This window comes from Sphaerotilus sp. (genome assembly GCF_034519685.1).
In the GTDB taxonomy this organism is placed as follows: domain Bacteria; phylum Pseudomonadota; class Gammaproteobacteria; order Burkholderiales; family Burkholderiaceae_C; genus Sphaerotilus.
This window is the reverse complement of record NZ_JAXHOF010000006.1, coordinates 2,379,087-2,395,932: the sequence shown is the minus strand read 5'-3', so window position 1 is coordinate 2,395,932 and position 16,846 is coordinate 2,379,087. Positions and strand designations below refer to the sequence as shown.

Sequence of the window (16,846 nt, the reverse complement as noted above, 5' to 3'; positions counted from 1 at the left end):
TCGGCGACATTTAGAAGCGATAGCCCTGGCCCGGTGAAGCGGCTCGGCGCATCACACGGGATGTGAAAGCCGCTTGACCCCCTGCCGGGTCACCCTCGCCACCCCAACCGCCCCGAAATCCCCCGCCCCCGCTCCCTCAACCCCCGCACCACCTCCCCCTCCCCCCGCACCTCCAGCGTCGCACTCGGCCCGATCGCCGTCAGCGCCAGCACCATCTGCCCGAAGCCGTCGAACACCGGCGCCGCCACCGCGCTGACCCCGCGCACCGAGCCATCGACCGCGCCGCTCCAGCCCTGCGCCCGCACCCGGTCGAGCAGCGGCGCCAGATCGGCCAGCGTGCGCCCCGTGCCTTCCGCCGCCAGCACCGCCTCGACCTCCGCCGCCGACCGGTGCGCCGCGAACAGCAGGCCAGACGCCGTGCCATCGACCGACACCACCGTGCCGTGCCGCATGTTGACGTGGACCGCCTGCGGCCCTTCCTCCAGCCGCACGATGGTCGGCCCCCGGTTGCCCCACACGGCGATCGCCACCGTGTGCCCCACCTCGCGCGCCAGCGCCGGCAGCTCCGCCGAGGCGAGCCGCACCGGATCGACCTGCTGCAGCGCGATCAGCCCCAACTGCAGCGCCAGCGGTCCGAGCCCGTAGCGGCCGGTGTCCGCCTCCTGCTCGACCAGACCGACCGCGCCGAAGCTGACGAGGTAGGGGTGCGCCTTCGCCGGCGTCATGTCGGCTTCGCGCGCGAGGTCTTTCAGCGCCAGCGGGCGGCCGGCGTGGGCGAGCGCGTGCAGCAACTGGCCGCCGACCTCGATGCTCTGGATGCCACGCGAGCCGCGGGACGGGGATTCTTCGGACGGAGACGGTTCAGACATGGCCATGGCGCAGCTCAATGGATCAAGGGTTTTCACTAATGCGAATGCATTAGACATTAACAAACAGGCTGATTAAGATCAACTCATCGTTCGGATTAGACGAATTCGTTCAACAGAAACAAACCTCGGAAGCCGCCTCCATGACGCAGACCAAGACCTTCGCCTCCGCCGCCGACCTGGAAGAAAAGAAGGTCAGCTTCGACAAGCTGTCCGACCACGCCTACGCCTACACCGCCGAAGGCGACCCGAACACCGGCATCATCATCGGCGATGACGCGGTGATGGTCATCGACACCCAGGCCACGCCGGTGATGGCGCAGGACGTGATCCGCCGCATCCGCGAGGTGACCGACAAGCCGATCAAGTACGTGCTGCTGAGCCACTACCACGCGGTGCGCGTGCTGGGCGCGTCGGCCTATGCGCCCGAGCAGATCATCGCCAGCCAGGACACCTACGACCTGATCGTCGAGCGCGGCGAGTTCGACAAGGCCAGCGAGATCGGCCGCTTCCCGCGCCTGTTCCAGAACGTCGAGTCGGTGCCGCCGGGCCTGACGTGGCCGACGATCACCTTCACGGGGAAGATGACGATCTGGCTGGGGTCGGTCGAGGTGCAGATCCTGCAACTGGGCCGCGGCCACACCAAAGGCGACACGGTCGCCTGGCTGCCGAAGGAAAAGATCCTGTTCTCGGGCGACCTGGTCGAGTTCGACGCGACGCCGTATGCGGGCGATGCCTATTTCCAGGACTGGCCGCAGACGCTGGACAACATCGCCGCGCTGCAGCCCGAGAAGCTGGTGCCCGGCCGCGGCGCGGCGCTGCAGACGCCGGAGCAGGTCGCCGCCGGGCTGGCCGGCACGCGGGCGTTCGTGAGCGAGCTGTACGCGAGTGTCAAGGCCGGGGCCGCCGAAGGCCGTGACCTGCGCGCCGTCTATGAAGAGACCTTCGCCGCGCTGAAGCCCAAGTTCGGCGACTGGGTGATCTTCAACCACTGCATGCCCTTCGACGTGACCCGCGCCTACGACGAAGCGACCGGCCACGCCGACCCGCGCATCTGGACCGCCGAGCGCGATGTCGCCATGTGGCAGGCCCTCGAAGGCTGATCCGCCGCGAACGCCCCCGAACCGAAGGAGACCGACCATGTCCATCACCCACGGCGTTCACCACGTCGCCTACCGCTGCAAGGACGCCAAGCAGACCGTCGAGTGGTACCGCGACCACCTCGGCATGGACTTCGTGCTGGCCATCGCCGAGAACGAAGTCCCGTCCACCAAGGCGCCGGACCCGTACATGCACATCTTCCTCGACGCGGGCAACGGCAACGTGCTGGCCTTCTTCGAGCTGCCGAACTCGCCCGAGATGGGCCGCGACGAGAACACGCCGGGCTGGGTGCAGCACATCGCGTTCAAGGTGGCGTCGATGGACGTGCTGGAGGCGACGAAGACGAAGCTGGTGGCCGCGGGCATCGACGTGCTCGGGCCGGTCAACCACACCATCTTCAAGTCGATCTACTTCTTCGACCCGAACGGCCACCGCCTCGAACTGGCCGCCGACGTGGGCACGCCGGAGATGATGCGCAAGCTCGACGAGTGCAAGTGGGACATGCTCGAAGAGTGGTCGCAGACGAAGAAGGCGCCGCGCCACGCCGCCTGGATGCACGAAGGCTGAGCCGCGGGACGCACCAAGATGCTGAGCACCTACACCTACCCCCGCTACGCCTACCGCCGCCCGGCTGAGCTGGACACGCCGGACACCGTCACGCGCCACCCGGTCGTGGTCGTTGGCGCTGGCCCGGTCGGCCTGAGCGCGGCGATCGACCTGGCGCAGCAGGGCCTGCCGGTCGTGCTGCTGGACGATGACGACACCGTCAGCGTCGGCTCGCGTGGCCTGTGCTACGCCAAGCGCACGCTGGAGGTGCTGGACCGCCTCGGCTGCGGCCAGCCGGTGGTGGACAAGGGCGTGACGTGGAACGTCGGGCGCACCTTCCACCGGGAGGCCGAGGTGTTCAGCTTCAACCTGCTGCCAGAGCCGGACCACCGCCGCCCGGGCATGGTGAACCTGCAGCAGTACTACCTGGAGGAATACCTCGTCCACCGCGCGGCGGAGTTGCCCAACCTCGACCTGCGCTGGAAGAACAAGGTCGCGCAGGTCACGCCCATCACACAGGACAGCGAAGGCGCGCTGATCGAGGTCGAGACCGCCGACGGCACCTACCGCCTGCGCGCCGACTGGCTGGTCGTGGCCGACGGTGCGCGCAGCCCGATCCGCCGCCAGCTCGGCCTCGACATCGAGGGCAAGGTGTTCCAGGACCGCTTCCTGATCGCCGACGTGGTGATGAAGGCGGACTTTCCGGCCGAGCGCTGGTTCTGGTTCGACCCGCCGTTCCACCCGAACCAGAGCGTGCTGCTGCACCGCGAGGCGGACAACGTCTGGCGCATCGACTTCCAGCTCGGCTGGGACGCCGACCCCGAGCACGAGAAGAAGCCCGAGCAGGTCATCCCGCGCATCCGCGCCATGCTCGGCCCGGACCGGGACTTCGCGCTGGAATGGGTCAGCGTCTACACCTTCCAGTGTCGGCGCATGCACCGCTTCCGCCACGGCCGCATCCTGTTCGTCGGCGACGCGGCGCACCAGGTCTCGCCGTTCGGCGCGCGGGGCGCCAACTCGGGCATCCAGGACGCCGACAACCTGGCGTGGAAGTTGAAGCTCGTCCTCGACGGCCGGGCGCCCGAGTCGCTGATGGACAGCTACAGCGACGAGCGGGTCGAGGCGGCGGAAGAGAACCTGCTCAACTCGACCCGCTCCACCGACTTCATCACGCCCAAGAGCCAGGTCTCGCGGGATTTCCGCAACGCGGTGCTGACGCTGGCGGGGGAACACGCCTTTGCACGGGCGCTGGTGAACTCGGGCAGGCTGTCGGTGCCGACGCACCACCGGGGCTCGCCGCTGTCCACGCCGGACACCGACGGCGACACCTTTACCGGCCCGATGACGCCGGGCGCGCCGATGGACGATGCGCCGGTGACGCTGACGGGGGCGGGAGCGGGGGTGAAAGACGACTGGCTGCTGGCGCACACGGGCAATGCATTCGTGCTGCTGCGGTTCGGGCACGCGGAGCCTTCGGCGTTCGCGGCCCTGGCCGACGACACGGTCCCGGTGCGCACGCTGGACCTGCCAGCGGACGGCATCGCCGCGCGCCGCTACGACGCCCAGCCCGGCACGGCCTACCTGATCCGCCCGGACCAGGTCATCGCCGCCCGCTGGCGCGCCCCCACCCTGGAAGCCGTGCGCGCCGCCGTGCGCCGCGCCACTGGCCACGCTTGCAACGCCTGAGGCTCACCGCCATGCCACTCAAGACCCAGCCGAACTTCGGCGCCGGCGAGCCCGCCCCGCTGCGCGCCTTCACGCCCGGCGACAACTTCTACGAGATGCTGATCGACACGCACCGCGGCCTGGACGACGACACGAGCCGCCTCGTCAACGCGCGGCTCATCCTGCTGCTGGCCAACCACATCGGTGACATGGCCGTGCTGCGCGAGGCGCTCGCCGCCGCCCGCCACGGCATCACCCCGGACACGGACACCACCACCCCATGAATCCGCACGTTCCACTTGACGCCACCCACGACCCCGCCCTGCGCAGCTGGGTCGCCTCCGCGAACGACGGCGCGACCGATTTTCCGATCCAGAACCTGCCCTACGCCCGCGCCCGGCGTGCGGGGTCGGACGAAGCGTGGCGGATCGTTGTCGCGATCGGCGATCTGGCGCTGGACCTCGCCGCTGCCGTCCAGACCACCGACCACACCGACGCCCAGGCCGCCGCGCTCGCCCCGCTGGCACGCGGTGACCTGAATGCGTTCATGGCGCGTGGACCGGCGGACTGGCAGTTGGTGCGCGCATCGCTGTCGCGGGCGCTGGCAACTGGCAGCCCGGTGGAAGCCGCGCTGGCGCCGTGCCTGATCGCGCAGTCGGCGCTCGAATTCGCGCTCCCCTGCACGGTCGGCGACTACACCGACTTCTACACCGGCATCCACCACGCCACCACCGTCGGCAAGCTGTTCCGCCCGGACAACCCGCTGCTGCCGAACTACCAGTGGGTGCCGATCGGCTACCACGGCCGCGCCTCGTCGATCGGCGTGAGCGGCCAGACCGTGCGCCGCCCCGCCGGCCAGACGATGCCGCCTGGCAGCACCACGCCGCAGTTCGGGCCGTGCAAGCGGCTGGACTACGAGCTGGAACTCGGCCTGCTCGTCGGCACCGCCAACGCGCTGGGCGAGCCGGTGCCGATCGAGCAGGCGGAGTCGCACCTGTTCGGCGTCGTGCTGCTCAATGACTGGTCGGCGCGGGATGTGCAGGCATGGGAATACCAACCGCTCGGGCCGTTCCTGGCGAAGAACTTCGCGACCACGGTCTCGCCGTGGGTCGTGACGATGGCCGCACTCGCGCCGTTCCGGGTGCCGTTCACGCGGCCTGAGGGCGATCCGCAGCCGCTGCCCTACCTCGACAGCGCCGCCAACCGGGCGGCCGGCGCGATCGACATCGCGCTGGAAGTGCAGCTCGAAACCTCAGCGATGGCGAACGCAGGCGAGCCGCCAGTCACGCTCAGCACCAGCCGCTGGCCGGACGCCGCGTACTGGACCGCCGCGCAACTCGTCGCGCACCACACGGTGGGCGGCTGCAACCTGCAGGCGGGCGACCTGCTGGGCACCGGAACGCTGTCCGGCCCGTCGCCAGATCAGGCGGGCTCGCTGCTGGAGCTGTCGATGGGCGGCAAGGCGCCGGTCACGCTGCCGAACGGCGAGCAGCGGACCTTCCTGGCCGATGGGGACCGCGTGGTGCTGCGCGGGCGCTGCACGGCGTCGGGCGCGGTCGGACTGGGATTCGGGGACTGCAGCGGGCGCGTCGCGGGGTGATCAGCGGCCGTGGCGCCCGTCACGGCGGTCATCGTTCCAGCGGTCGTTCCGGTCGTTCCAGCGGTCATCCCCGCCGCGGCCCCGGTGATCGTCATCGCGCCAGTGGCGATGGTGGTGGCCGTGGTGCCGCGGCAAGGGCCGTTGCGGCTCGACGTAGATGACCCGCGGCGCCGGCTGCACATACACCGGCGCAGGGGCGTAGACACGTTGCGGCGGAGCGGGGTAATAGACCACGGGCGGCGGCGGCAGCTGGATGCCGATCGACCACTGCACACCACCAGCCTGCACACCACCAGCACACAGCGCGCCCGCAGCCAACAGCATGGGCAGCAGCACGCGGCGCGGAATGGACGTCAAGAACGGGACCATGGGCGTTTCCTTCTGGAGAGCTTCAGTGCTCCAGCAACGCGCTGGTCCCCCGTCTGGCGGACAGGTGGCCCCTGTGCGCAGGTCGTGTGTTCAGCGGGGCTTCAGCTGCGCCGCAGCCGCATTTGGCCCGGCAGCGGCACCGAACGGCGCAGCACGCCCTCGGCCAGCCACACCGCCGAGTCCCAGGCCCGCTGCGCCACGAAGGGCAGCGGCAGCTGCTGGTAGTCGTCGTTGAAGACCTCGAAGCTGTAGTCGCCGCGGTAGCCCAGCGCGTCCAGTTTCAGCACCAGCGCCGTGAGCGCCGCCGAGTGCACCCCTTCGCCAGGGAAGACCCGGAAATGCCGCGCCGTCTCCATGCGCTCCTGCGCGGTGCGGACCTCGTTCCACATGAAGTCGGCCAGCTGGACGAGGTAGATCTTCGCCGGGTCGATGTCGTCGAGCGCGTCCAGCGGCGTCTGTGTGGCCATGATGTGGTACGAGTCGATGCCAATGCCCAGGTTCGGGCAGTCCGCACGCTGCACCACCTCCCACGACTGGTGGTATTCATTGATGTGGCGTCCCCAGGACAGCCCTTCATAGGCCACGCGGATGCCGTAGGGAATCGCCAGCATCGCCAGCTTGCGCAGGTCGCGGGCGATGGCGTCGAGGTCGCCGGTGGCGTGCTGCGAGGTGGAGGAACACGCCAGCAGCACCTTGGCGCCGAGCGCGTGGGCCATCAGGACCATCTGCTTGGCGATCTCGACCTTGTAGCTGTGCAGGTGGCCCGACAGCCCTTCGAAGTCGCGTAGCACCTGGAAGCCGGTGACCCGCAGACCGCTGTCGCGCACCGCCTGCACCGCGACGTCCATGCCGCCCGGGTGGCCGACGATGTCGCGGGCGGCCAGCATGATCTGGGTGAAACCGGCGGCGCGCACCGCCTGGAGCTTGGCTTCGAGCGGACCGGCCAGCGTGATGGTGTCCATGCCGAAATCGGCGACGTTCTGGATGATCTGCGGGGTCATGGCCGCCTCAGCGCTTGGCACGGACCAGCTCGAACACCAGCCCGCCCAGCAGCGGCTGGGTCAGCGCACCGCGCGCGTCGGTGCGCACGCCATGGACCGATTCGACGAACTCCACGCCGCGCGCGCGCAGGACTGCGGCCGTCGCCAGCACGTCGTCGCAGCCCAGGGCGATGCGCTGGAGCAGCTCGTCGTGGTCGAAGGTGGCGGCGTCCGGGTCCGGCTCGATGAGCTGCCAATGGAACTGCCCGCACGGGCTGGCCAGGATGCGCCCGCTGGTCAACACGCCAAAGCTCTGCTCGCGTGGCAGCTCGGCGAAACCGAACAGCTCGCCGTAGAAGGTGGTCCAGTCGTCGGCCCGGTCCAGGCCGATGTACTGGACGACGCCGAACAGGTGCAGGCCGTGCTGGGCGGGCGGACGCTGCTCGACGCCGGGGATCGGCACGAAGTCGACGTCATAGATCGAGAACTCGCGGTGCCGGTCCACGAAGTAGATCCGGCTGGCGCCGACGCCGTGGATGGCCGGGATGTTCAGCTCCATCACCTCGACCTGCGTTGGCACCGCCCAGGCGCCGAGTTCGAGCACGCGCCGGTAGGCCGAGGCGGCATCACGCACGCGGAAGGCCACGGCGGAGATCACGGGCGTCTCGCTCGGCGCCGCCTGCCCGCTCAGGCCGCCCTGGTGGGCGTTGACGATGATGTGCATGTCGCCCTGGCGGTAGAGCTGCACCTCGCGCGAGCGGTGGCGCGCCACCGGCACGAAGCCCAGGCGCTCCAGCACCTGCCCCAGCGCCTGCGGTCGGCTGGTGGCGTATTCGACGAACTCGATGCCCAGCAAGCCGAGCGGATTGGGGAGTTCACCGATGGCTTCGCGGTCGGCAACGGTGGCCAGCGTCATGGCAGCTCCTTGGAATGGCAGGGGGTTCAGTAACTCAGCCGGGCCACCGACCGCAGCACCTCGGCGGTGGTGGTCGGCAGGCCGAAGTATTCGAGGTAGGCGGGAATCTGCTCGAACAGCATGTCAGACCCCACCTGCACCCGGCAGCCACGCGCCACGGCCGCCGTCAGGAAGGCCGTCATCTCGGTCTTCATCACCACCTCGCCGACGAAGGTGTCGGGCGACAGGCGCGCGATGTCGAGCGGCAGCGGGTCGCCCTCGTGCATGCCCATCGGTGTGGCGTTGACGACGAGGTCGTGGCCGGCCGGGTCGTTCGAGCCGGTGACCACGTCCAGCGCCGGGTAATGCGCCCGCAGCCGCTGGCCCAGCGCCTCGGCCGACTCGGCGTGGCGATCGAACAGCGTGATGGCGCCAATGCCGGCCGCCGCCAGCGAGGCCGCGATCGCGCAGCCCACGCCGCCACTGCCGACCACCAGCGCACGCCGGCCGTGCAGCGCAAAACCCTTGCGCAACACGCCGCGCACGAAGCCCTCGCCGTCGAACATGTCGCCTTCGAGGCGACCGTCGGCGCCGAGGCGCACGGCGTTGCAGGCACCCGCGATGCGGGCGGTGGGCGAGACGGTGTCCACCAGCCCGGTCGTCGTGACCTTGTGCGGCATGGTCACGAGGGCGCCGCGGATGTTCGTCAGCGTGAACACCGCGCGCAGGAAGGCCGGGTAGTCCGCGGTCTGGCAGCCCATCGGTACCACGACGGCGTCGATGCCGGCCTGCTCGAAGTACGGGTTGTAGATCATCGGCGCCTTGAAGGCGAAGGTCGGGAAGCCGATGTGGGCGATGAGCGAGGTGCTGCCGCGGATCATGGACGCCGGTCTCCTTACTTGCGCAGCTTGGCCAGTTCCGTCTGCAGCTCGGCCACGGTGCCGGCGATGGCTGCGCCGTGCTTGTCGATCACCGGCTTGAGCTTGTCGCGCAGCTTGGCCTGCTCGGCCGGCGAGAACTCGGTGACCTGCATGCCGGCCTTCTTCAGCTCGTCCAGGTCGTCCGCCGACTTGGAGCGGTTGACCTGGCGCTGGTAGCGGCTGGTCTCGTTGGCGGCGTCCTGCAGCGCCTTCTTGTCAGCGTCGCTCAGCGTGTCCCACACCTTCTTCGAGAAGATGATCGACTGCGGGTTGTACTGGTGGTTGGTGACCGCCAGGTGCTTCTGCACTTCATGGAACTTGTTGGCGAGGATCACCGACAGCGGGTTTTCCTGGCCGTCGATGGCCTTCTGCTCCAGACCGGCATAGACCTCGGGGAAGGCCATCGGGGTCGGGTTGGCGCCCAGGGCCTTGACCCAGTCGACGTTGATCGCGTTCGGGATCACGCGCAGCTTCAGGCCGGCGATGTCGTCGACGGTGTTGACCGGGCGCTTGCTGTTGGTGATGTTGCGGAAGCCCAGCTCGGTGTAGGCCAGGCCGACGATGCCCTTGTCGGCCAGCATGGTGTGCAGCTTCTGGCCGAAGGGGCCGTCGACGATGGCATCGGCTTCCTTGGCGTTGGCGAACATGAAGGGGAAGTCGTAGACCGCGAAGTCCTTGACCTGCGAGGCCAGGATGCCGGAGTTCAGCATCATGATCTCGAGCGTGCCGCCCGACAGGGCCGACACATTGGCCGCATCGCCGCCGAGCACGCCGCCGGCGAACACATTCACCTTCAGACGGCCGCCGGACTTGGCCGCCACCAGTTCGGCGAACTTGACCGCGCCCATTTCCAGCGGGTGGCCCTTGGGGTTCTGCAGCCCGAACTTGAAGGTACGCTCCTGGGCAGCGGCCACACCGGCCACGGCGAAGGCGGCGGCGGCCACCAGGGTCTTGAGCATCAGACGTTTCATCAATGTCTCCTGAAAGTAGGAATGGGAATGGGACAGGGAAAGGAACGCTGGAACAGCGTCAGGCAGTGAGCCAGCGCAAGGGCACCAGCACGATCGAGGGGAACAGCACCAGCAGGAACATCACGGCGAACTGCGCCAGCATGAAGGGGATGACGCCCCGGGTGACATCGTCCATCTTCATCTTGCCGACACCGGCCACCACGTTGAGCACCGTGCCCACCGGCGGCGTCACCAGCCCGATCGCGTTGTTCATGATGAACAGCACCCCGAAATACACCGGGTCGATCCCGGCCGCCTTCACCACCGGCATCAGCACCGGGGTCAGGATCAGGATGGTGGGCGTCATGTCCATCGCCGTGCCGACGGCGATCACCAGCAGCATGATCAGGATGAGCAGCAGCGTCGGGCTGTCCAGGAACGGCTGCAGCAGCCCCACCATCTGGCCCGGAATGTCCGCCACCGTGATCAGCCAGGCGCTCACCATCGCCGCCGCCACCAGGAACATGATCACCGCCGTCGTCTTGGCGGCGGCCACGAACACCGTGTAGACATCGTGCAGCCCCATCTCGCGGTAGACCACCGTCGAGACGAACAGCGCGTAGACCGCCGCCACCACGGCGGCTTCCGTCGGCGTGAACACCCCGAACTTCAGGCCCACCAGCACGATCACCGGCAGCACCAGCGCCCAGGTCGACTCCTTCAGCGCCTTGAGCTTCTCGGCACCCGTGGCCTTCGGCGGCGGCACCACGTTTTCCTTGCGCGCCACATGCCACCACGTCAGCGCGATCGCCACACCCATCAGCAGACCCGGCACGATGCCGGCGAGAAAGAGCTTGCCGATCGAGACGTTCGCCGCCACGCCGAAAATCACGAAGCCGATCGACGGCGGGATGATCGGCGCGATGATGCCGGCCGAGGCCAGCAGCCCGCCAGCGCGGGCCTTGTCATGTCCGGCCGCGACCATCATCGGCAGCAGCAGCGCCGCCAGCGCGGCCGTGTCCGCCACCGCCGAACCCGACAGCGCCGCCATCAGCACCGCCGCCAGGATCGCCACATAGCCCAGCCCGCCGCGCACATGCCCCACCAGCGTCATCGCCAGCTTGACGATGCGCCGGCTCAGCCCGCCCACATTCATCACCTCGCCGGCCAGCATGAAAAACGGCACCGCCAGCAGCGGGAACGAGTCCGCGCCGTTGATGACGTTCAGCGCCAGGATCTGGGCATCGAACAGGTCCAGGTGCCACATCAGCGCGACACCGCAGACCAGCAGGGAATAGGCGATCGGGATGCCCAGCGCCATGGCGCCCAGCAGCGAGCCGAGAAAGAGGAGGATGGTCATGGGGGACTCTTCGAAACAGGGTCGGGAGCGGTGGCGCGGTCTCGGTCAATGCTTGACGTTGGCCAGGTCTTCCGACTCCTGCACCAGCACCAGCTCGTCATCGCGCACCTGCCCGCTCAGCGTGCGCCAGACCTGGAACAGCAGGATCAGCCCCGAGCAGACCGCGAACACCACGCCTGCGCCGTAGAACCACGCCATCGACAGCGTGCTCACGGGGGCTTCCACTTCCCAGTTGATGCGCACCTGCGCCAGGCTGCCGTTGAACAGCAGGTAGGTGACATAGAGCATCGTGGCCTGGGCGATGGCCAGGCAGACCCGCTTGCCCGTGCGACCGAAGCGCGCCACCAGCATGTCCGTCCCCAGGTGGCCGTTTTCGTGCAACGCCACGATCGCGCCCAGGAAAGTCATCCACACGAACAGCCAGCGCGAGAGTTCCTCGCTGACCGTGATGCCCGAATTGAACGCATAGCGCAGCACCACATTGCCAAACACCAGCACGACCATGATCGCCAGCAGCAGGGCGATCAGCATTTCAATGGCGTGGCAGAACCACTTCATGGGGCCGGACATCGGGGACTCCTCAGGGAACTCGGGCTGCAGAAGATCGCGCCTTGCCAGTAATGTACGAACTAGTTAGTTTTCAAAAACCCGTGCAAACCCTGATGCAGGGCTCGCCGGCCGGCGGACGGGCGGCAGGTGGGTGTGCGCGGCTACTGGCGCACGAAGCGCACGATCATCTCGACGGTGCTGTCGCGCCGCGCCGCGATGCAGGCGGGGTCGTCGAAGTCGTGCTTGAAGATGAGCGCGAAGGTATGGCGATTGGCCACGTTGAACACCGACAGCGCCGAGATCGACATGTGCAGGTCCACCGGATCGATGTCCGGGCGGAACACCCCGGCCGCCACCCCCCGCTCGTACACCGAGCGCAGGCCGTTGATGGCGGGCACGTTGAGCTTCTGGATCGACTCGGAGCGCGCCAGGAACTCGCCCCGGTGCATGTTCTCGTTCATCACCAGGCGGATGAACTCGGGGTTGGCGCGCTGGTAGTCGCAGGTGAAGGCCACCAGCTTGCGCAGCGCCGCCTCGGGGTCGAGGTCTTCGAGGTGGAGGTCGGTCTCGATGTGGCGGATGCGGCGGTAGGCCTCCTCCAGCACGGCCACGTAAAGGCCCTCCTTGTTCCCGAAGTAGTAGTAGATCATCCGCTTGCTGGTGCGCGTCAGCGCGGCGATCTCGTCGATGCGGGCGCCGGCCAGGCCCTTTTCGGCGAACTCGGTGGTCGCCACATCGAGGATGTTGGCCATCGTGGCCTCGGGATCGTTGGTGCGGCCCGGTTCCGGGGTGTCGGGTTCCGCGACCGCCTTGGCCTTGCGGGGGCGGCGAGTCGTGGCGGGCGGGACGGGGATGGGGGCGGTCAGGTCGGCTTCGCTCATAAGAGCCGCAAGGATAGCGGCAAGGGCTGACCCGAACCCGTCGGCCCCGGCATCACGTCGGTGCCAGCAGCATCAGCCCGGCCGCCGTGTTCGAGATCGGGATGTGGTAATTGCGGTGAACCTCCTCGACCGAGTCACCCAGCGCGCCGCGCGTGGCCAGCCACATCAACAGCTCGATGCCCTGCGTGCCCGCCTTCTCGACCAGTTCATGCACGCTGAACTGCGTCGCCCAGTCCGGGTGGTCGCTGACCAGGCTGTCCATGAACTGCAGGTCGAAGTCCTTGTTGATGAAGCCCGCACGCTCGCCGTCGAGCTGGTGCGACAGGCCGCCGGTGCCGAGCACCATCACCTTGGCGTCACTGTCCCACGCCCGCACCGCCCGGCCCACCGCCTGTCCGAGCTTCCAGCAGCGGGCCGCGGTCGGCAGCGGGAACTGCACCGTGTTGATGCAGATCGGCACCACCTTCACCGGCCATGCCTGGTCCGGCCACAGCAGCGCCATCGGCAATGTGAAGGCGTGGTCGACCAGCATCTCCTGGCAGGTGGTGAGGTCGAACTCGTCCTCGACCAGCGACTCGATCAGGTGCCACGACAGATCCTGCTCGCCCGGGAAGGCCGGCACCTGCGGAATGCCCCAGCCCTCGTCGGCGTTGCGGTACTCGGGCGCGGCGCCGATCGAGAACGTCGGCATCTTGTCGAGGAAGAAGTTCAGGCCGTGGTCGTTGTAGAACACGACGACCACATCGGGCCGGGCCTGCGCCAGCCACTGGTGCACGGGCTGGAAGCCGGCGAAGAAGGGCTGCCAGTACGGGTCGTCCTGCAGGCCCTTGTGGATCGCGCGGCCGATGGCCGGGACATGCGACGTCATCACGCCGCCGAGGATCTGTGCCATGGAAGGTCTCCTTTTTCAGTGCGCGTAGGCGGCGAGCATCGCCTTGAATGCGTCCTTGCTCATGCCGGTCTGCTGCGCGCCGAGATCTTGCACATCCAGGCCGAAGATCCCGGCCAGCTTGGCGAGGTAGTACACGTTGCCGCCGGCCGCGATGAGCTGCAGCACGTTGCGGGCACGCACGGCCTCGCGCTGCTCCACGTTCAGGCCGTAGCGGGCGCAGTAGGCGTCCTCGTCGCGCACGAACTCGGCCCGGTTGGCGGCGTCGTTGAACGAGTAGCACAGGCGGTTCAGCGCATAGCCCTTGCGGGCGGCATGGCCGTCGAACAGCGGCGTGCCGGGGATCTCGGCGTAGGTCATGGGGTGTCTCCGGGGTGATCGGGTGATCGGGTGATCGCAAGCCCGCAGTATCCCGAGACGGATGCCATCGATAAACTGATGGATACTGATGTATTCCATCCAGGATATCGATCAATGCCCCTCGACCACCACGACCTGGATGGCCAGTTGCTGCGCCTGCTGATCGCCGTCCATGAAGAAGGCTCGGTCACCCGCGCCGCCGCCCGACTCGGCGTGGCGCAGTCGGCGGTGAGCCACCTGCTCGACAAGCTGCGCGCCATCGTCGGCGACCCGCTGTTCGTCAAGAGCGGCCGCGGCATCGCGCCGACCGCGCACGCGGACCTGCTGGTCGAGCGTGCGCGGCACCTGCTGGACGACCTGCGGGCGTTCAGCAGCGCGGGCAGCTTCGACCCGGCGCGGCTCGACACCAGCGTGACGGTGGCCGCCAACGACCTGCAACGCGACATGCTGCTGCCCGCGCTGCTGCGGCGTCTGCGCAGCCAGGCGCCAGGGCTGACGCTGCGCGTCATCGCCTCCGGCGCGCCGCAGGCCGCGATGTTGCGCGACGAGACCTGTGCGCTGGTGCTGACACCGCGACCGCCGGAGGCCACCGACATCCTCCAGCGGCGCCTGTTCGAGGACACCTACCGCGTCTTCCATGATCCGCAGCAGCGCACCGCGCCGTGGACCGCCGACGACTACCTGCGCAGCGAACACATCACCGTCGTGCACGACCACGCCCGCCGCGCGCTCGACCTCGACGACTGGCTGCTGGCACAAGGTGTGCGGCGGCGCGTGGTGGCCAGCGTGCCGGCGTTCGCGGGTGCGGCGGGATTCGTGCGCGGCGGGCCGTGGCTGGTGACGGCACCAGGGCGGCTGCGCGACGGCGTGCTGCGGGGCCTGGCCGATGCACCGGTGCCCCGGCTGGTGGCCGCGCCGGTGCCGACACTGGCGATGCACATGGTCTGGCACCTGCGCCACCAGCACGACCCGATGCACCGCTGGCTGCGGGCCATGCTGGTGGAGGTCGTCACCACGGCCGCAGATCAGGCGCCCGGGTAATCCTGCGCACGGGCCGCGGGCACGATCTGCCGACCCGCCAGCCAGGTGCCGAGGCTGCCGCACAGCCCCACCAGCGCCATGCCACCGAACGCCAGCGCATCCGGCACCTGGCCGAAGATGAGCCAGCCAGCAACTGTCGCAAAGGCGATCTGGAAATACAGGAACGGTGTCACCGTCGCCACCGGCGCGCGTGCGTAGGCCATGATCAGCAGCAGATGTCCGACTGTGCCCAGCACACACAGCAGCGCCAGCAGACTCCAGGCGCGCAGATCCGGCGGCATCTCCCAGGCCCAGGGCAGGAGCAGGGTCGACAGACCGGCGCCGACACAACCGGTGTAGCACTGCGTGGTCGCGGAGTCGTCGACCTCGGCCAGACGGCGGGTCAGCATCTGGAAGACCGCATTGACCAGCACGAGAACGGCCGGCAGCAGCGTCGCCCAATGGAACAGGTCGTGCGTCGGCCGGATCACGACCAGCGCCCCGGCCATGCCGCCGAGCACCAGCAGCCACTCCAGCGGCGTGACCCGCTCACCCAGCCGCCAGACCGCCAGCAGCGTGACCAGCAGCGGCGTGAGCGTCACGACGGCAGTGAACTCGGCCACGGGCATGTACTTCAGGCTGTAGAAGGCCATCGCGGACGCCGAGACCAGCAGCACACCGCGCAGCACCTGCAAGCCCGGCCGCCGGCTGTGCAGCAGCCGCCGACGCTGCGAAGGGCGGGTGGTCGCCAGCGTCAGCAGCAGCTGGAACAGGTAGCGGAACCAGATCACCACCACCACCGGCACGGCCGAGGCCAGCACCTTGGTGGTCGTGTCCAGCGCCGCAAAGCACGCCACCGCCGCCAGCGTGCAGGCGATGGCCGCCGGTTTGCCCGCCGGGATCCGCGCGCTCACTGCGGCTCGATCTTGGCCGCCTGGATGACATCGCGCCAACGCCGGATCTCGCTCTGGAGCAGCGTATCGAGCTGGGCCGGCGTGCCGGACTGGGCGCGCACGCCGAGTTCCTGCAACCGCTTGGTCACGGCCGGCGTGGCCAGTGCGTCACGGGCGGCCTTGCCAATCTTCGCCACCACGTCGGCCGGCGTGCCGGCGGGCGCGGCCAGCGCGTTCCACGAGGTCACGTCGTAGTCCTTCACGCCCGCTTCCTGCACGGTGGGCACGTCCGGCAGCACCGGGTTGCGCCGGTCGTCGGTCAGCGCCAGCGCGCGGATGGTCCCACCCGTGATCTGCCCCATCGTCGGGCCGAGGATCTCGACCGCCACGTCCACGTCCCCCGCCTTCAGCGCCCGCAGCACGTCGGGCGAGCCCTTGTACGGCACGATCACCGCGTCCAGCCCAGCGCGCATCTTCAGCAGCTCGGCGGCCAGGTTCTGGGTCGAGCCGACCGCGATGGTGCCGATGTTGAGCTTGCCGGGGTTGGCGCGGGCGTAGGCCAGCACCTCGCCCAGCGACTTGAAGCGCGAACCCGCGTCCACCGCGACCACCATCTCGAAGAAGCCCAGCGTGGTGATGAACGCGAAGTCCTTGGTCACGTCGAAGGGCAGCTTCTTGAACAGCGAGGCGCTGACCGCGTTGCCGTTGCTCATCAGCAGCAGCGTGTGGCCGTCCGGCGCGGCCTTGGCCACCGCCTGCGAGGCGACGATGCTGCCCGCGCTGGGCTTGTTCTCGACCACCACCGTCTGCCCGAGCAGCGGCCCCATCGCCTGCGCGACGGTGCGGGCGGTGATGTCGGCGATGCCACCCGGCGCAAACGGCACCAGCAGCGTGATCGGCTTGCTCGGGAAGGTGTCGGCCCGCGCAGCGAGCGGCAGCACCGGCAGCGCGGCAGCGGCGACAGAAACCAGCGAGGTCAGGGCTTGGCGGCGGGTCGTCATG

General features: G+C 68.8%; 19 protein-coding genes. 6 read left to right on the top strand and 13 right to left on the bottom strand.

Features of this window, described 5'->3' with window-relative positions; translation table 11 throughout:
• Positions 1-89: 89 nt before the first annotated feature.
• Entirely contained in the window at positions 90-875 is a 786-nt protein-coding gene (locus tag U5O44_RS21775) for an IclR family transcriptional regulator (RefSeq protein WP_322590466.1), read from the bottom strand.
• 134 nt (positions 876-1,009) lie between these two features.
• On the opposite strand from U5O44_RS21775, the gene U5O44_RS21770 reads away from it, so the two are divergent.
• Genes U5O44_RS21770 through fahA form a run of 5 tightly spaced genes read left to right on the top strand, consistent with a single transcriptional unit; the run spans position 1,010 to position 5,778 of the window.
• Positions 1,010-1,969 (top strand): MBL fold metallo-hydrolase, encoded by a 960-nt coding sequence (locus U5O44_RS21770; RefSeq protein WP_322590465.1) that lies wholly within the window; start codon positions 1,010-1,012, stop codon positions 1,967-1,969.
• A 37-nt stretch (positions 1,970-2,006) separates the two neighbouring features.
• The gene (locus U5O44_RS21765) at positions 2,007-2,534 is read left to right on the top strand and encodes a VOC family protein (protein WP_322590464.1); all 528 of its coding nucleotides are present in this window, start codon (positions 2,007-2,009) and stop codon (positions 2,532-2,534) included.
• 18 nt (positions 2,535-2,552) lie between these two features.
• Positions 2,553-4,199, top strand: coding sequence for an FAD-dependent oxidoreductase (locus tag U5O44_RS21760; protein WP_322590463.1), 1,647 nt, complete (start codon positions 2,553-2,555; stop codon positions 4,197-4,199).
• 11 nt (positions 4,200-4,210) lie between these two features.
• On the top strand, positions 4,211-4,462 hold the full coding sequence (locus tag U5O44_RS21755) for a DUF2783 domain-containing protein (protein ID WP_322590462.1): 252 nt from the start codon (positions 4,211-4,213) through the stop codon (positions 4,460-4,462).
• Positions 4,459-5,778, top strand: coding sequence for a fumarylacetoacetase (gene fahA, locus U5O44_RS21750; protein WP_322590461.1), 1,320 nt, complete (start codon positions 4,459-4,461; stop codon positions 5,776-5,778). The genes U5O44_RS21755 and fahA overlap by 4 nt, the downstream gene beginning before the upstream one ends.
• On the opposite strand, the gene U5O44_RS21745 is transcribed toward fahA, so the two are convergent.
• The 10 genes from U5O44_RS21745 to U5O44_RS21700 form a co-directional block, all read right to left on the bottom strand.
• Positions 5,779-6,147 carry a hypothetical protein gene (locus U5O44_RS21745; RefSeq protein WP_322590460.1) on the bottom strand — a complete coding sequence of 123 codons (369 nt, stop codon included), beginning with the start codon at positions 6,145-6,147 and terminating at the stop codon, positions 5,779-5,781.
• A gap of 101 nt (positions 6,148-6,248) precedes the next feature.
• Positions 6,249-7,148 (bottom strand): sugar phosphate isomerase/epimerase family protein, encoded by a 900-nt coding sequence (locus U5O44_RS21740; RefSeq protein WP_322590459.1) that lies wholly within the window; start codon positions 7,146-7,148, stop codon positions 6,249-6,251.
• Between the two features lie 7 nt (positions 7,149-7,155).
• On the bottom strand, positions 7,156-8,043 hold the full coding sequence (locus U5O44_RS21735; RefSeq protein ID WP_322590458.1) for a VOC family protein: 888 nt from the start codon (positions 8,041-8,043) through the stop codon (positions 7,156-7,158).
• Between the two features lie 26 nt (positions 8,044-8,069).
• The gene (locus tag U5O44_RS21730; RefSeq protein ID WP_322590457.1) at positions 8,070-8,903 is read right to left on the bottom strand and encodes a shikimate dehydrogenase family protein; all 834 of its coding nucleotides are present in this window, start codon (positions 8,901-8,903) and stop codon (positions 8,070-8,072) included.
• Between the two features lie 14 nt (positions 8,904-8,917).
• Complete coding sequence (locus tag U5O44_RS21725) at positions 8,918-9,913, bottom strand: TRAP transporter substrate-binding protein (protein WP_322590456.1); 996 nt, start codon at positions 9,911-9,913, stop codon at positions 8,918-8,920.
• A 58-nt stretch (positions 9,914-9,971) separates the two neighbouring features.
• Complete coding sequence (locus tag U5O44_RS21720; protein WP_322590455.1) at positions 9,972-11,252, bottom strand: TRAP transporter large permease subunit; 1,281 nt, start codon at positions 11,250-11,252, stop codon at positions 9,972-9,974.
• A gap of 45 nt (positions 11,253-11,297) precedes the next feature.
• Entirely contained in the window at positions 11,298-11,822 is a 525-nt protein-coding gene (locus U5O44_RS21715) for a TRAP transporter small permease (protein ID WP_322590454.1), read from the bottom strand.
• 140 nt (positions 11,823-11,962) lie between these two features.
• Positions 11,963-12,682 carry a TetR/AcrR family transcriptional regulator gene (locus U5O44_RS21710; RefSeq protein WP_473964712.1) on the bottom strand — a complete coding sequence of 240 codons (720 nt, stop codon included), beginning with the start codon at positions 12,680-12,682 and terminating at the stop codon, positions 11,963-11,965.
• 52 nt (positions 12,683-12,734) lie between these two features.
• Complete coding sequence (locus U5O44_RS21705; protein WP_322590453.1) at positions 12,735-13,574, bottom strand: class III extradiol dioxygenase family protein; 840 nt, start codon at positions 13,572-13,574, stop codon at positions 12,735-12,737.
• A gap of 15 nt (positions 13,575-13,589) precedes the next feature.
• Entirely contained in the window at positions 13,590-13,931 is a 342-nt protein-coding gene (locus U5O44_RS21700; protein WP_322590452.1) for a protocatechuate 4,5-dioxygenase subunit alpha, read from the bottom strand.
• 114 nt (positions 13,932-14,045) lie between these two features.
• Here U5O44_RS21700 and U5O44_RS21695 point away from each other — a divergent pair, with 114 nt between their 5' ends.
• The gene (locus U5O44_RS21695; RefSeq protein WP_322590451.1) at positions 14,046-14,972 is read left to right on the top strand and encodes a LysR family transcriptional regulator; all 927 of its coding nucleotides are present in this window, start codon (positions 14,046-14,048) and stop codon (positions 14,970-14,972) included.
• Here U5O44_RS21695 and U5O44_RS21690 read toward each other — a convergent pair.
• Together U5O44_RS21690 and U5O44_RS21685 are read right to left on the bottom strand one after the other, a co-directional pair.
• Positions 14,957-15,865, bottom strand: coding sequence for a DMT family transporter (locus U5O44_RS21690; protein ID WP_322590450.1), 909 nt, complete (start codon positions 15,863-15,865; stop codon positions 14,957-14,959). The two genes, U5O44_RS21695 and U5O44_RS21690, sit on opposite strands and share 16 nt — an antisense overlap.
• The gene (locus U5O44_RS21685) at positions 15,862-16,845 is read right to left on the bottom strand and encodes a Bug family tripartite tricarboxylate transporter substrate binding protein (RefSeq protein ID WP_322590449.1); all 984 of its coding nucleotides are present in this window, start codon (positions 16,843-16,845) and stop codon (positions 15,862-15,864) included. The genes U5O44_RS21690 and U5O44_RS21685 overlap by 4 nt, the downstream gene beginning before the upstream one ends.
• Position 16,846 lies beyond the last annotated feature (1 nt).